This window comes from Aureimonas glaciei (assembly GCF_014643375.1).
GTDB lineage: Bacteria > Pseudomonadota > Alphaproteobacteria > Rhizobiales > Rhizobiaceae > Plantimonas > Plantimonas glaciei.
In genome coordinates this window covers 247775-261567 of record NZ_BMJJ01000002.1, presented here as the reverse complement: position 1 = coordinate 261567, position 13793 = coordinate 247775, and the positions used below count along the sequence as shown (strand labels likewise).

Below are 13793 nucleotides of genomic sequence, written 5' to 3'. Positions count from 1 at the left end.
ATCCTTTCAGTTTCGTCATCCCGGGCTTGAGCCGGGATCCTTCCAAACCGTCCAACACGCCGGCTGAGGGCGGACATTCCCGCCCCTTCGGGACGGATCGAGCGCCTTGCCGCAGAGGAATGGATCCCGGCTCAAGGCCGGGATGACGAGATCAGCGATGGCAGCTCGCCGGCAGCCGATTCACCCTCTACGCAAGCCGCGTTCCGCCAAGGGCGCGGCCTTTGCGTTTCATTACTCGAGGTCGGGCGCGTCCTCGAACAGGGTGGCCTGCGCCCCCTGCCAGCCCTGCGGCACGGCGAGGCCGATGTGGCGGAAGGCGTGGGCGGTGAGCACCCGGCCGCGCGGCGTGCGCTGCAGGAAACCCTGCTGCAGGAGATAGGGCTCGACGATGTCCTCGATGGCGTCGCGCGGCTCCGACAGGGCGGCGGCGATGGTCTCGATGCCGACCGGACCGCCGCCGAAGTTGAGCGAGATGAGGTCGAGATAGCGCCGGTCGAGCTGGTCGAGGCCGAGGCTGTCGACCTCGAGCCGCGTCAGCGCCTCGTCGGCGATGCGGCGGTCGACGAGGGTGACGGACGCGACGTCGGCGAAATCGCGGACGCGTCGAAGGAGCCGGCCGGCGATGCGCGGGGTCCCCCGGGACCGCCGGGCGATCTCGCGGCCCCCCTCCTCCGACAGAGGCAGGCCCATGATGCGGGCGCCGCGCCGCACGATCAGCTCAAGCTCCTCGACGGTGTAGAAGTTCAGACGGACCGGGATGCCAAAACGGTCGCGCAGCGGCGTCGTCAGCAGGCCGACTCGGGTGGTCGCGGCGACGAGGGTGAATTTTGCCAGGTCGATCTTCACCGAGCGCGCGGCCGGACCCTCGCCGATGATGAGGTCGAGCTGGAAATCCTCCATGGCGGGATAGAGGATCTCCTCCACCGCCGGGTTCAGCCGGTGGATCTCGTCGATGAAGAGGACGTCACGGTCTTCGAGATTGGTGAGGAGCGCGGCGAGATCGCCGGCCTTGGCGATCACCGGGCCGGAGGTCGAGCGGAAATTGACGCCGAGCTCCTTGGCCATGATCTGCGCCAGCGTCGTCTTGCCGAGGCCGGGCGGGCCGACGAAGAGCACATGGTCGAGCGCCTCGCCCCGGCCCTTCGCCGCCTCGATGAACACCTTCAGATTGGCGCGCGCCGCGGCCTGGCCGACGAAATCGTCGAGCCGCTGCGGGCGCAGCGTCGTATCGAGGTCCTCGCCGCGGGCGTCGGGGTCGAGAAGGCGGGTGGGGCCGGTCATGAGAATTCGGTCGCTATGGTCGCATCGGCAAGCCGGCTGGCGGCATGGTCGAAAGTTACGGTGGTGTCACAGCCGAGGCTGCGGTTGCGACAGGCGATAAGGGCGTCGGCAAGATCGCACTTGGCGGCTCCGGCCGCCTCAAGCGCCCGGACGACGTCGTCGCGGGCTTCCAACAGAAAATCCGGCGAGGCGAGGAGCATCTCCACCACCTCGGGGATGGTGGGAGCGGTGGGCCGCTTCAGCTTGCCAAGAACCCAGACCGCCTTCGTCAGGACAAGGAGATTGATCATGATCGGCCTGCCTTCCTGGCTGGCGAGAATGGCCCGAACCGTCTCCAACTGCGCCACATCATCGCCGACGAGGAGGCGGACCAGCACATTGGTGTCAATCCCGATCAAGCGAACGCTCGTATCTGTGCACGACGGCCTCTCCAATCGCCGCATCCATGGCGTCGAGCGAAACCGGTTGGTCGCCGACGGGCTTGAGAATGCCGATCAGATCGAGAGCCCGGACATGACGGGGTCTCAGGACGACATTTCCGTTCACCTCGACGAAATCGATCTGGTCGCCCGCCTTCAGCTGCAGCCGTTCGCGCAGCGCCTTTGGAAGCGTCACTTGTCCCTTGGATGTGATTGTCGCGATCGCCATGTCCAACCTCGTCCTTACACGCTCCTAAAAGTAAGGAATAACGCCAGGATGCACAACTCAGCCGCGGCTCAGTTCCCTCAGGCCCAGCCGGATCAGCGTCGCCGAACTCGGATCCTCGCCCGCTCCCTTCAGCGCCGCGGAAACGGCGGTCGCCGCTTGTTCGCGGGAATAGCCGAGATTGGTCAGCGCCGAGACGGCGTCGGTGATCGCCGCGGGGGCAAGGCCGTCGCCGAGATTGCGCTTCAGGCCCATCGACGGCGCATCCTGGGCTCCAGCGAAGGCCGGCGCCTTGTCCTTCAATTCGATGACGATGCGCGCCGCGACCTTGGGTCCGACGCCCGGGGCACGCGAAACCATCGCCTTGTCCTGCAGCGCGATGGCGCTGGCGAGTTCGCCCGTGGACAAGGTGCCGAGAATGGCCAGCGCTACCTTCGAGCCGACGCCCTGCACGTTTTGCAGCAGGCGGAACCAGGCGCGCTCGATCTCCGAGGCGAAGCCGTAGAGCCGCAGCATGTCCTCGCGCACATAGGTCTCGATGAACAGCGTCACCGCCTCGCCCGGCCCCGGCAGGGCGCCGAGCGTGCGCGCGCCGCAATGGGCGACATAGCCGACGCCGTGCACGTCGATGACGACGTGATCCTCGCCGATCTCGTCGACAGTGCCCTTCAGTTTGCCGATCACGTGGGGGTCTCCGGCGAGATGATCTCGAGGTCGGGGAAATAGGCGCGGTAGAGCGCGGGATCGCGCGTCAGGAGACGGTGGCCAGCGACCAGAGCATGAGCGCCGATCAGAAAATCGGGGAGCGTCCGCTCTCGGCGCCCTCCCCGTCCGCGGTAGAGCGCATGGGCTCTGCCGGCCGGAAAGGCAGCCTCGAACGGCAGATCTTCCCGCCTCGGGCGAAGCCAAGCGATCCTGTTCGAAAGCTCTTCTTCGGCCATGAAGGCGAATGCGAGTTCTGCCCAGACGACGACGCTGAGGACAACGTCGCCCCGCCTCAACTCATCGATCACGGCATCGACGGAAACCTCGAACTCAGGCCCATCTCCCAGCATGTCGATCAGGATGTTCGTATCAAGCATCGTCGAGGTCTTCACGCGGCCCCCTCATCCAGTCGACATAAGCCTTTCCGCCCATCCCGCGGGTGTCGAGGGTGCCACGCATGCGTTCGATCTCGGCCTCGAACTGTTTTTTGAACCGTTCGCGGTCTTCCGGCGGCTGAGTTTTCACGATCTCGATGCCGCCGTTCCTCTCGACGAAGGCGACCTCGCTCCCCGGACCGATCCCGAGCTTGTCGCGGATCGGCTTGGGGATGGTCACCTGGCCTTTTTCCGTCACCCGCATCGACGTCGTGCCCGCCCTGAAAAGTAATACCTCACCGGTATTACCTACGCGCGCGGCAAGAACAAGTCAAGAACATCAGCGAGCCTCGAAGGCCGCCCGGGCGGCCGCGGACTGGCGGTGATGGGTGTGGCAGATGGCGATGGCCAGCGCATCGGCGGCGTCCTCCGTGTCGAAGGTCGCGCGCGGCATCAGCACCTTCACCATCATGTGGATCTGCTTCTTGTCGCCGTGACCGACGCCGATCACCGCCTTCTTCACCGCGTTGGGCGCATATTCCGCGACCGGCAGGCCAGCAATCGCGGGAACCACCATGGCGATGCCGCGGGCCTGGCCGAGCTTCAGCGTCGCGACCGCGTCCTTGTTAACGAAGGTCTGCTCGACTGCCGCCTCGTCCGGCCTGTAGGTCGCCATCACCCCCTGCAGCCCGTCGTAGAGTTGGCGCAGGCGCGTGGCGAGGTCGAAGGTGGCGTCGGAGGTCACGGTGCCGGCCGCGACAAAACTCAGCGAATTGCCGATGCTCTCAACCACGCCCCAGCCGGTGCGGCGCAGGCCGGGGTCGATGCCCAGGATACGAATCGTCGGTCGCTGCAACACTTTGTTAACCCCCGCTTCTCATCGAATCAGTCGAGAGCTTAGGGACAGAGAGTGAACGAATTGGAACATAATGCCAACCAGTACGTCGGGCTGTCAGCGATGGTCGCGTCCGGGGTGCTTTGCCGCCGGATGAGACGGATACGATTCCAAAAGGAACAGGCAACTGACCTCTTTTGTCTTCGTCGCCGCATTTGCTAGATTGCCTCGAGATCGAGCCGTGGAGCTGGGGATGAGCGAGGCGACGACGCTGCCGCGAATGACCGCCGACGAGTTCTTCGTCTGGCAGGTCGAACAGGACAGGAACTACGAACTGGTCGATGGCGTGCCCGTGCTGACGCCCAAGGCGATGACCGGAGCCTCGCGCCGGCACGACACGATCACCGTGAACATCCTCCTGTCTCTGGGCAACCAGTTGCGGGGGCGGTCCTGCCGGCCGCACACCGACGACATCGCCATCCGCAACCCGAACGGCAATGTGCGGCGTCCCGACATCCTGATCGACTGCCGCTCGGCGCCGGACCGCTCAATGGAAGTGACCGAGCCGAGGGTCCTCATAGAGGTGCTGTCGCCCTCGACGACGAGGTTCGATCGCTTCCAGAAGATCGAGGAATACAAGGCGCATGCCGCCGTTGCCGTGGTGCTGCTCGTCGACAGCGAGGCGCCGCGCGTCATCGTCTGGCGGCGCGGCGCCCAGGGTCTGTGGTCGTCTCTGGTAGTGGAAGACGCCGGCGCGAGCATCGCGCTGCCGGAGATCGGTGCGGCGCTGACGCTCGCGGACATCTACGAGGATGCCGGACTGCCGTCCGCCGGTTGACCCGCCGCACACCGCCCAGGCGGGGCTGATTGCCCCGGCAGCGAGAGCCTTAGGCTGCCGACAGCTTCGCCATGACGGCGTCGTCCACCTCGAAGTTGGCGTAGACGCTCTGCACGTCGTCGTCGTCCTCGAGATTGGCGATGAGGCGCATGACGCTCTCGGCCTTCTCCTCGTCCACCGGCACGCCGTTCTGCGGCCGCCAGATGATCTTGACGCTTTCGCTGGGGCCCAGCGCCGCTTCGAGCGCACCCGAGACCTCGTTCAGGCTCTCGAACGTCGTCGTGATGGTGTGGCCGTCCTCGTCGGAGACGACGTCGTCGGCACCCGCCTCGATCGCCGCTTCCATGACCTTGTCGGCCGAGCCGGCCTTCGGCGCGAAGACGATCTCGCCGACCTTGTCGAACATGAAGGAGACCGAGCCGGTCGCGCCGAGGGCGCCGCCGGACTTGGTGAAGTAGGAACGCACGTTCGAGGCGGTGCGGTTGCGGTTGTCGGTCAGCGCCTCGACGATGACGGCGACGCCGCCGGGCCCAAAGCCCTCATAGCGGACCTCGTCGTAGTTCTCGGCGTCGGCGCCCGAGCCCTTCTTGATCGCCCGTTCGATGTTATCCTTGGGCATGGACTGCGCCTTGGCATTGTTCACCGCCAGGCGCAGGCGCGAGTTCATGTCGGGATCGGGAAGGCCCGCCTTGGCGGCGACGACGATCTCGCGCGCGAGCTTGGAAAACAGCTTGGACTTGATGCCGTCCTGCCGCCCCTTGCGGTGCATGATGTTCTTGAACTGTGAATGGCCTGCCATGGGGCACCTGTCTTCGAATTGTCGCGCGATGGCGCACATATAAAAAATCGCGCCCCAAAGGTCCAGAACGCTTCTGGAATGCGCGTGATGCAGCGCGAAAACGCGGCTTCGGGAATGACGTGATTATGATCCTCGCACGCCGCGATCGTGTGCTTAGGATGACGCATCGTCGTCCGCCGGGAGCCGCCCATGACCGCTCGTCGCATCGCCGCCGCCGCCTTCATGACCGCCTGCCTTGCCTTGCCGGCACACGCGCAGAACGCTCCAAGCACCTGCCACGCCATCGCCGAGGGCATTCCGAAGGCACAGCACGCTTCCTTTTCGGGTCAGGCCCCTGCCCTCCTGGCGGCGCTCGGCCGCGAGGAGGTCAAGATCACCTACGCCCATCATTCGACCTATGTCATCGAAAGCCCGGCCGGGGTGACGATCGCCACGGACTATTCCGGCTATGCCGGACCGCTGGTGCCGCGCGTCGTGACCATGAACAACGCCCACTCGACCCACTACACGAACGTCCCCGATCCCGGCATCGAGACGGTGCTGCGGGGCTGGAACCCTGACGGTGGACCGGCCCGCCACCAGGTGACGGTGGACGACACCTATATCCGCAACGTGCCGACCGATACGCGGGGCTATGGCGGCGACATTGCCGACGGCAATTCCATCTTCGTTTTCGAGATCGCCGGCCTGTGCATCGGCCATCTCGGCCATCTGCATCATCTGCTGACGAACGAGGATTTCGCTGAGCTTGGCCGCCTGGACGTCGTCATGGTGCCGGTCGACGGATCCTGGACGCTCAGCCAGGAAGGCATGGCGGAGACGGTCGCCAGGTTGCAGTCCCGCATCGTGCTGCCCATGCACCGCTTCGCCGGCCCGATCGAGCGCTTCCTTCAGCGCCTGCCGGACTTTGCGGTGGAGCGACGAGCCGAGCGCAGCCTCATCGTTTCAATGCGCAGCCTTCCCGAGCGACCGACGATCGTCGTCCTCGACGGCGTCTGAGGCCAGACATCCCTTGAAACGAGAAGAGCCGGCTTGCGCCGGCTCTTCCCTTCTTGAAACGTTGGCGGACGTCAGAGCCCCTTGCGGGCGTCCGAACGGCTCTTCAAGAGGCTTGCGACCGTCGTCACGACCAAGATGCCGACGATGACGGACAAAGAGAAGCTCGTCTCGATGTGCGGCAGGCCTTCGATGCCCTCTCCCCCGTTGAGGAAAGGCAGCGTGTTCGCCTCCATCGCATGGATGATCAGCTTGATGCCGATGAAGGCGAGGATCAGCGACAGGCCGATGCCGAGATAGACGAGCCTGTCGAGCAGGCCGCCCAGCAGGAAGTAGAGCTGCAACAGGCCGAGCAGCGCGAAGGCGTTCGCCGTGAAGACGATGTAGGGCGCGTCGGTGAGGCCGTAGATCGCAGGGATGGAATCCAGCGCGAACAAGAGATCCGTCATGCCCAGCGCGACGATGACGATGAACATCGGCGTGAAGAAGCGCTTGCCGTTTTCGATGACCGTCAGTGCATTGCCCCGGTAGTCGGGAACCGTCGGCAGATGGCGCTGGACGTATTTGACGATCGCGTTCGGCTCGTATTCCTCGTCCGTCGACTTCGCGCCGTGCTTCAGGCTCTCGGACGCCAGCTTCCAGGCCGTCCAGATGAGGAAGATACCGAAGATGTAGAACACCCAGGAAAACTGCTCGATCGCCGCCGCGCCGAGCGCGATGAAGATGCCGCGCATGACCAGCGCGATCACGATGCCGATCAAAAGCGCCTTCTGCTGGAAGGCGGCGGGCACGGCAAAACTCTTCATGATGATGACGAAGACGAAGAGATTGTCGACCGACAGCGACTTCTCGGTAATGAAGCCGGCGAAATACTCGATGCCGTGCTGGCGATCCCAATAGACCCAGACGCCCCAACCGAAGAGCAGCGCGATCGTGACATAGAAGGTCGACCAGAGGGACGCTTCCTTGAACGACGGCTCGTGCGGCTTGCGCACATGGGTGAGGAAGTCGAACACGAACAGCGCGCCGATGGCGCCGATCGTCGCCAGCCAGACCCAGGTCGGCACCGCATCGGGGGCGATGCCCGTCAGTGCGGTCTCTGCGGCCGCACTCGAAATTGTTTGGTCCAAAACTTCCTCCTTCGCGCCGGATCCACCGATCCCGACGTTCCTGTTTGGCAGCTGAGCGCCGCGTGGGAGCGGGGCGCTCGGGAGGGAGTTGTCTACCGGAAGCGCGACGGCTGCCGGTGGATAACGCTCTGGTGACGCCCCGTCGCCGCGACGTCCATGCCGACGGCTATCGACAGATGGCTATAGATTGCCAAAGCGCAATGTGCGGCAGGCCGCAATTCAGCGCCAGAACGCCGGAATGGTTTCCTCGAGCCGCGGGCCGATGCGCAGGGGCGCGACTTTTTCGGCGAGGCCCGTGCGATCGGAGATCTCGACGCCGAGGCCGGCGATGGTCGCCGGGCCCTGCGCCGCGTCGAAGCGGCCCGTGGCGATCTTGGTGAGAAACCGGTTCAGCGGCTCCTCCTTCTCCATGCCGAGCGAGGAATCGTAGTCGCCGCACATGCCGGCATCCGACTGGTAGGCCGTGCCGCCCGGCAGGATCTGGTGATCGGCGGTCGGCACATGCGTATGAGTGCCGACGACCAAGCTCGCGCGCCCGTCGAGAAAATGCCCGAAACACTGCTTCTCGCTGGTCGCCTCGGCGTGGAAGTCGAAGATCACCGCATCGGCCTGTTCGCCCAGCGGACAGGCCGCGACGATATCGCCGGCGCAGCGGAAAGGATCGTCGAGGCTGGGATTCATGAACACCGTGCCCATGACATTGGCGACGAGAACGCGCGCGCCGTTGCGCGCCTCGAACAGGCCGGAGCCGTTGCCGGGCGCGCCCTTGGGATAGTTGGCGGGCCTGAGGAAGCGGTCATGGCGGGTGGAAAACTCCAGCGCCTCGCGCTGGTCCCAGACATGGTTGCCGGTGGTCATCACGTCGGCGCCGGCACGCAGCGTCTCCTCCAGGATCTCCTCGGTGACGCCGAAGCCGCCGGCAGCGTTCTCGCCGTTGACCACGACGAAATCGAGCTTCAGATCCGCGATCAGGCCGGGCAATTGCTTGAACACCGCGGTGCGGCCGGAGCGGCCCACCATGTCGCCGAGAAACAGGAAGCGCATCAGCCCAGCGCCTTCTTGGCGGCCGCGAGCTTTTCCAGCGCCGCGATCACTTGCGGACGGGCGCCGATCCGCGCGACCCAGGCGGCAAGCGCGGGAAAATCGCCGGCGGCGCCGAGCTCGTCCAGGCCGGCCTTGGCCCAGGAAAAATTGATGACGTCGGCGATCGAATAGGTGCCGGCGAGGAAATCGCGTCCCGTCAGGTGCTTGTCGAGCACGCCGAGCAGGCGGCGCGATTCGTCCCGGTAGCGATCGATGGCATAGGGAATCTTTTCCGGTGCGGCGCTCTTGAAGTGATGCCACTGGCCAATCATTGGCCCGGTCCCGCCGGTCTGGAAGAACGTCCAGGCAAAAGTCTCGGCGCGGTCGGCACCGCTGGCCGGCAGAAGCTTGCCGGTCTTCTCCGCCAGATGGACGAGAATGGCGCCGGACTCGAAGACGCGCTGACCGGCGTCAAGGATCGCAGGAATGCGGCCGTTCGGGTTGATGGCCAGAAAATCCGGCTGCTTCTGAGCACCCGCCCCGATGTCGACAAGATGCAGCGTGTAGGGAAGCCCGACCTCCTCCAGCATGATGATGGGCTTTTCGCCGTTCGGGGTCGTCCAGGTGTAGAGGTCGATCATGTCGATGCTTTCGAGGGTTAGCTTGACCCGACATAGCGCGGATGGCGGGGATTTCGCGAGAGGCATCGCCGGCGTCGGCGGGGGATCGTGTACAACAAGGACAACGACATGCAGTTTCGGCCATTTTCCAGCGCGTCCCGGATCTCAAGCAGGGCCCGCCCCCTGGCACTGGCCCTCTGCCTGGCCGGGCTCGGCGCCTGTGCGACGGGCGGCCCGCAGGGTACGGCCTCGACGCTCGCTTTCGACAGGCAAGAGGCGCTCGCCTCCGTCAATGCCTTCCGCTCCGAGCACGGATTGCAGCCGCTGGCGCTCAATGCGCGCCTGACGCAAGTGGCGGAGGCGCAGTCGGTCGCGATGGCCGCCCGCGACCGGATGGATCACAACGTCGCCGGCGCCCTGCCCGCGCGGATGCGCCAAGCCGGCTACGCCTGGTCGACGACCTCCGAGAACATCGGCCGCAGCTATCCCGACTATGCCGCCGCCATGGCCGGCTGGGTGCGCTCGCCCGGGCACCGGGCGAATCTTCTCAATCGAAGCGTCACCGAAATCGGCCTGGGCGGCGCCCGGGATGCCGCGATCGGCCGAAACTACTGGACGCAAACCTTCGCGGCGCCGAAATAGCGGCTCTGCGTCGCCCTTCTTCCGGCCGCTGAAGTCGTTCGTAAGACTTGCTATCCCCAAAACACGGTCATCCCGCCGGTTGTCCGCTCTTCTCGATAGAGAGATTTTGGAGCGTTGCTGGCTTGCCATTCTGGGCGCCGAATGTCCGACTCCCATTGAAAAGAAACAGTATTATTCTTCTTTCGCCCGGAATCGATGGATGTACTTAAAGTTGTTTATTTTAGCTACTTGATTGGTTCCGCCCTCTTGCAGGGCATTCGGCGAAAATATAAATGTCAATTATATTTAAATCGCCCTAGTAAATTTTGATTTGATAGACAATTATTGGCTATCAAACGAGTATCGAGAGGCTCTCCTCTCTCGCCATTTCTCTGATGGGATCCGGGTGCGGCACGCCGCAGATCAGGTCTCACTGCTCATTTATTTTTTAGGATCATTCACATGACGTTTCCGAAGCTCTTCGGTGCGAACAGCACCGCCATGTCCAAGACCAGCCGCCAGTTCATCCCGGCCCTGGCCCTCGTGGGTCTCGTTCTCGGCGCCGGGCTCAGCCCCAGCATCGCGGCCGACTCCGTCGGCTTCAACCAGAACGCCGCCCTGCGCCTGGTCAACGACTTCCGCGCCGAGAACGGCGTGGGACCGGTACAGATCGATGAGCGCCTGATGCAGGTCGCCTCGACCCAGTCCGACGCGATGGCCGACCAGGATCGGCTCGGCCACTCCGTGGCCGGCTCCCTTTCGAGCCGGGTGCGCGGCAGCGGCGTGACGTATTCGGCGATCGCCGAGAATGTCGGCGCCGGCCAGAGCAGCTTTTCCGGGGCGATGGACCGGTGGATGAGGTCGCCCGTCCATCGCCAGAACATCCTGCGCAGCAACCTCACCAGCATCGGTTTTGCCGGCGCGCAGGCCGGCGGCAAGATCTACTGGACGGAAGTGTTCTCGGCGTCGCCGGGCGGCTTCATGTCGGCTCTTTGAGAGCCGCCTCCGTGGCAATGAAGTCGAGGCCCACATCGTGGGTCTCGGCCGGCACTTCTTCGATCTCCTGCACGGCGAAGGCCAGCCCCGCCAGCAAGGGGGAAAGGCCCTTGCCGCGCAGCGCCGTGATGGCGCGGTCGTAATAACCGCGGCCGTAGCCGATGCGATGGCAGCGCGCGTCGAAGGCGGCCATGGGCACCAGCATCACCGAGGGATCGAGGACCGCCGCGTCGGCGCCCGGCGCGTAGGTGCCGAAACCCTGGCTTTCCAGCGGCGCCCCCCGCACCAGATGCCGGAATTCCAGCCTCCCTTCGACGATCGCGGGCACGCAGAGACGGGCACCGCGATCGGCAAGCGCCATCATCAGCGGGCGCGGATCGACCTCCGAACGGATCGGTAGGAAGCCGGAGACGATCGTGCCGGGCTCCAGGGTCAGACGGGCGGCCACCCTGTCGGCGATCGCCAGCGAGGCCTCGATCCTGATCTCCTCGCCCAACGCATCGCGCCGCGCGAGCGCTTCGGCCCGCAGCTGCGCCTTCAGAGACATTTCCTGGTGCATGGTGGCCCTCCGCGGCTTCTGCCGGATGGTCCCTCATAGGTCGTTCGACGATCATAGGAAAGTTGGCGAGCCGCCTCGGCCGATGAGATGATCGATCCCGGGAACCTACAATGTAGGTGGGCGCCATATATTCCAGCCCACGGGCCGGAACAGGGACAGCTCCCTAGGGGATGCGTAAGGCCCCGGGGAAATGTTACCCCTGTCGGACCGCACAGCTCGCCGTCGGCAGACATAGGCTCCTTGCCGGTGCTTCGCTAGTGCCGTCACCCGCAATTTCGCGCGCGGCCGCCCTGGTCGACGATGCCCCCTTGCAGAACCGCCGCGGCGCCCGACCTAAACGCCGCGCCGGCAATCTGTACCGCTCGGTCGCTTTTGGACGAAAGGCGTGCTAGACGGCGCCTCCCATCGTCCGCCACGACCGACCGGAGAGTGCCCATGCCGCCCATCATCACCGTGTCGAAGCTCGGCAAGACCTACGATACCGGCTTCCAGGCGCTGAAGAACATCGACCTCGAAATCCGCCGCGGCGAGATTTTCGCGCTGCTGGGGCCGAACGGCGCCGGCAAGACGACGCTGATCTCGATCATCTGCGGCATCGTCAATCCCTCGACCGGCACGGTCGTCGCCGACGGCCACGACATCATCCGCGATTTTCGCGCCGCGCGCGCGACCATTGGGCTGGTCCCGCAGGAACTGACGACCGACGCCTTCGAGACGGTGTTCGCCACCGTCTCCTTCAGCCGCGGCCTGTTCGGCAAGCCGGCCAATCCGGCCTATGTCGAGAAGGTGCTGAAGCAGCTCTCGCTGTGGGACAAGAAGGATTCCAAGATCATGACGCTCTCGGGCGGCATGAAACGGCGCGTCCTCATCGCCAAGGCGCTCAGCCACGAGCCGCGGATCCTCTTCCTCGACGAGCCGACCGCCGGCGTCGACGTGCAGCTGCGCCAGGAAATGTGGGAGGTCGTGCGCCAGCTGCGCAATGACGGCGTCACCATCATCCTGACCACCCACTATATCGACGAGGCCGAGGAGATGGCCGACCGCATCGGCGTGATCTCCAAGGGCGAGATCATCCTGGTCGAGGAGAAGGCCGAGCTGATGGCCAAGCTCGGCCGCAAGCAGCTGACGCTGATCCTGACGCAGCCGCTCACCACCATTCCCGAGGCGCTTGCGCCGTTCGAGCTGGCTCTCGCGCCCTCGGGCACGGAGCTGACCTACACCTACGACACGCGCGGCGAGCGCACCGGCATCACCGCGCTGCTGCGCGGCCTTTCGGACAGCGGCATCGCCTTTCGCGACCTGCAGACCAAGCAGAGCTCGCTGGAAGAGATCTTTGTCAGCCTGGTGGGAGAAAAGGCATGAATTTCCACGCGGTCAAGGCGATCTACCGCTTCGAGATGGCGCGCGCCTGGCGCACCGTGTTCCAGAGCATCGTGGCCCCGGTCATCTCGACCTCGCTCTACTTCGTCGTCTTCGGCGCAGCGATCGGCGGGCGCATGGCCGAGGTCGACGGGGTCAGCTACGGCGCCTTCATCGTGCCCGGGCTGATGATGCTGTCGATCCTGACGCAGAGCGTCTCCAATGCCTCCTTCGGCATCTATTTTCCGCGCTTCTCCGGGACCATTTACGAGCTCCTCTCCGCGCCGGTCTCGGCGATGGAGATCACGCTGGCCTATGTCGGGGCGGCGGCGACGAAGTCGATCATTCTCGGCCTGATCATCCTCGCCACGGCAACGCTGTTCGTGCCGCTGCGGATCGAGCATCCCTTCTTCATGCTGCTCTTCCTGGTGCTGACGGCGACGACCTTCAGCCTGTTCGGCTTCATCATCGGCATCTGGGCCGACGGCTTCGAGAAGCTGCAGATCATTCCGCTCTTGATCATCACGCCGCTGACCTTTCTCGGCGGCAGCTTCTACTCGATCGCCATGCTGCCGCCCTTCTGGCAGAAGGTGACGCTGTTCAACCCCGTGGTCTACCTGATCTCCGGCTTCCGCTGGAGCTTCTACGGCGTCTCCGACGTCGCCATCGGCATCAGCCTGGGGATGACGGTGGTGTTCATGGCGGTGTGCCTCGCGGGTATCTGGTGGATCTTCCGAACAGGCTACCGGCTGAAGGCCTGAGTCCTCTGGCAGACGGTCGGCGCCATTGCGCCGACCGCGGCGCCGACTGGGCGTCGACTGGGGACTCCGAAATGTTCGTATTCCCGCCACGCGCCCAAGGAATGCCATCAGCTCAATCGCCACTTTATTTTCAGTGCGAGTAATAACGTGGGCAGAATTGCAACAGTCCGAATGTCGTAAAACCTTCATCTACTGTATTTGCTTGTAGTCCATTTGCTACCGATCGATACTGATGTCTGTGTTCGCACGAT

At 64.6% G+C, this 13793-nt stretch carries 18 protein-coding genes and 1 other RNA gene; 6 read left to right on the top strand and 13 right to left on the bottom strand.

What is annotated here, in order from left to right; all coding sequences use genetic code 11:
* Positions 1-231: 231 nt before the first annotated feature.
* The 7 genes from ruvB to ruvC form a co-directional block, all read right to left on the bottom strand.
* Positions 232-1281: a Holliday junction branch migration DNA helicase RuvB gene (gene ruvB / locus IEX88_RS05235; RefSeq protein WP_188849522.1), complete on the bottom strand. Its 1050-nt coding sequence runs from the start codon at positions 1279-1281 to the stop codon at positions 232-234.
* Complete coding sequence (locus tag IEX88_RS05230; protein WP_188849521.1) at positions 1278-1679, bottom strand: type II toxin-antitoxin system VapC family toxin; 402 nt, start codon at positions 1677-1679, stop codon at positions 1278-1280. The genes ruvB and IEX88_RS05230 overlap by 4 nt, the downstream gene beginning before the upstream one ends.
* Positions 1666-1929 carry an AbrB/MazE/SpoVT family DNA-binding domain-containing protein gene (locus tag IEX88_RS05225; protein ID WP_210319236.1) on the bottom strand — a complete coding sequence of 88 codons (264 nt, stop codon included), beginning with the start codon at positions 1927-1929 and terminating at the stop codon, positions 1666-1668. Before IEX88_RS05225 ends, IEX88_RS05230 begins: the two co-directional genes overlap by 14 nt.
* 57 nt (positions 1930-1986) lie before the next feature.
* Positions 1987-2610 carry a Holliday junction branch migration protein RuvA gene (gene ruvA, locus IEX88_RS05220; RefSeq protein WP_188849519.1) on the bottom strand — a complete coding sequence of 208 codons (624 nt, stop codon included), beginning with the start codon at positions 2608-2610 and terminating at the stop codon, positions 1987-1989.
* Positions 2607-3023 carry a type II toxin-antitoxin system VapC family toxin gene (locus IEX88_RS05215; RefSeq protein ID WP_188849518.1) on the bottom strand — a complete coding sequence of 139 codons (417 nt, stop codon included), beginning with the start codon at positions 3021-3023 and terminating at the stop codon, positions 2607-2609. Before IEX88_RS05215 ends, ruvA begins: the two co-directional genes overlap by 4 nt.
* A complete protein-coding gene (locus IEX88_RS05210) occupies positions 3001-3270 on the bottom strand; it encodes an AbrB/MazE/SpoVT family DNA-binding domain-containing protein (protein WP_188849517.1) in 270 nt (89 codons plus the stop codon). Before IEX88_RS05210 ends, IEX88_RS05215 begins: the two co-directional genes overlap by 23 nt.
* Before the next feature lie 75 nt (positions 3271-3345).
* A complete protein-coding gene (gene ruvC, locus IEX88_RS05205) occupies positions 3346-3864 on the bottom strand; it encodes a crossover junction endodeoxyribonuclease RuvC (protein WP_188849516.1) in 519 nt (172 codons plus the stop codon).
* A 229-nt stretch (positions 3865-4093) separates the two neighbouring features.
* Here ruvC and IEX88_RS05200 point away from each other — a divergent pair, with 229 nt between their 5' ends.
* Complete coding sequence (locus IEX88_RS05200) at positions 4094-4678, top strand: Uma2 family endonuclease (protein WP_188849515.1); 585 nt, start codon at positions 4094-4096, stop codon at positions 4676-4678.
* Between the two features lie 49 nt (positions 4679-4727).
* Here the strand turns inward: IEX88_RS05200 and IEX88_RS05195 are convergent, their stop codons facing one another.
* Entirely contained in the window at positions 4728-5477 is a 750-nt protein-coding gene (locus IEX88_RS05195) for a YebC/PmpR family DNA-binding transcriptional regulator (protein ID WP_188849514.1), read from the bottom strand.
* A 189-nt stretch (positions 5478-5666) separates the two neighbouring features.
* On the opposite strand from IEX88_RS05195, the gene IEX88_RS05190 reads away from it, so the two are divergent.
* On the top strand, positions 5667-6476 hold the full coding sequence (locus tag IEX88_RS05190; RefSeq protein WP_188849513.1) for an MBL fold metallo-hydrolase: 810 nt from the start codon (positions 5667-5669) through the stop codon (positions 6474-6476).
* Positions 6477-6547: 71 nt separating this feature from the next.
* Here the strand turns inward: IEX88_RS05190 and IEX88_RS05185 are convergent, their stop codons facing one another.
* The 3 genes from IEX88_RS05185 to IEX88_RS05175 all read right to left on the bottom strand — a co-directional run bounded on the left by IEX88_RS05185 (position 6548) and on the right by IEX88_RS05175 (position 9267).
* The gene (locus tag IEX88_RS05185; protein WP_244639857.1) at positions 6548-7603 is read right to left on the bottom strand and encodes a TerC family protein; all 1056 of its coding nucleotides are present in this window, start codon (positions 7601-7603) and stop codon (positions 6548-6550) included.
* Positions 7604-7822: 219 nt separating this feature from the next.
* Entirely contained in the window at positions 7823-8647 is an 825-nt protein-coding gene (locus IEX88_RS05180; protein WP_188849512.1) for a TIGR00282 family metallophosphoesterase, read from the bottom strand.
* Entirely contained in the window at positions 8647-9267 is a 621-nt protein-coding gene (locus IEX88_RS05175) for a glutathione S-transferase family protein (protein WP_188849511.1), read from the bottom strand. Before IEX88_RS05175 ends, IEX88_RS05180 begins: the two co-directional genes overlap by 1 nt.
* 108 nt (positions 9268-9375) lie before the next feature.
* On the opposite strand from IEX88_RS05175, the gene IEX88_RS05170 reads away from it, so the two are divergent.
* Both IEX88_RS05170 and IEX88_RS05165 read left to right on the top strand, forming a co-directional pair.
* Positions 9376-9888, top strand: coding sequence for a CAP domain-containing protein (locus tag IEX88_RS05170; protein ID WP_188849510.1), 513 nt, complete (start codon positions 9376-9378; stop codon positions 9886-9888).
* A gap of 441 nt (positions 9889-10329) precedes the next feature.
* The gene (locus tag IEX88_RS05165) at positions 10330-10863 is read left to right on the top strand and encodes a CAP domain-containing protein (protein WP_188849509.1); all 534 of its coding nucleotides are present in this window, start codon (positions 10330-10332) and stop codon (positions 10861-10863) included.
* Here IEX88_RS05165 and IEX88_RS05160 read toward each other — a convergent pair.
* Positions 10847-11422, bottom strand: a complete 576-nt coding sequence (locus tag IEX88_RS05160; RefSeq protein ID WP_188849508.1) for a 5-formyltetrahydrofolate cyclo-ligase — start codon at positions 11420-11422, stop codon at positions 10847-10849. The two genes, IEX88_RS05165 and IEX88_RS05160, sit on opposite strands and share 17 nt — an antisense overlap.
* 63 nt (positions 11423-11485) lie before the next feature.
* Positions 11486-11643: non-coding RNA, 6S RNA (gene ssrS / locus IEX88_RS05155), on the bottom strand.
* 214 nt (positions 11644-11857) lie between these two features.
* Here ssrS and IEX88_RS05150 point away from each other — a divergent pair.
* Positions 11858-12784 carry an ABC transporter ATP-binding protein gene (locus IEX88_RS05150; protein WP_188849507.1) on the top strand — a complete coding sequence of 309 codons (927 nt, stop codon included), beginning with the start codon at positions 11858-11860 and terminating at the stop codon, positions 12782-12784.
* Positions 12781-13542 (top strand): ABC transporter permease, encoded by a 762-nt coding sequence (locus IEX88_RS05145; RefSeq protein ID WP_188849506.1) that lies wholly within the window; start codon positions 12781-12783, stop codon positions 13540-13542. The genes IEX88_RS05150 and IEX88_RS05145 overlap by 4 nt, the downstream gene beginning before the upstream one ends.
* Positions 13543-13793: the final 251 nt, after the last annotated feature.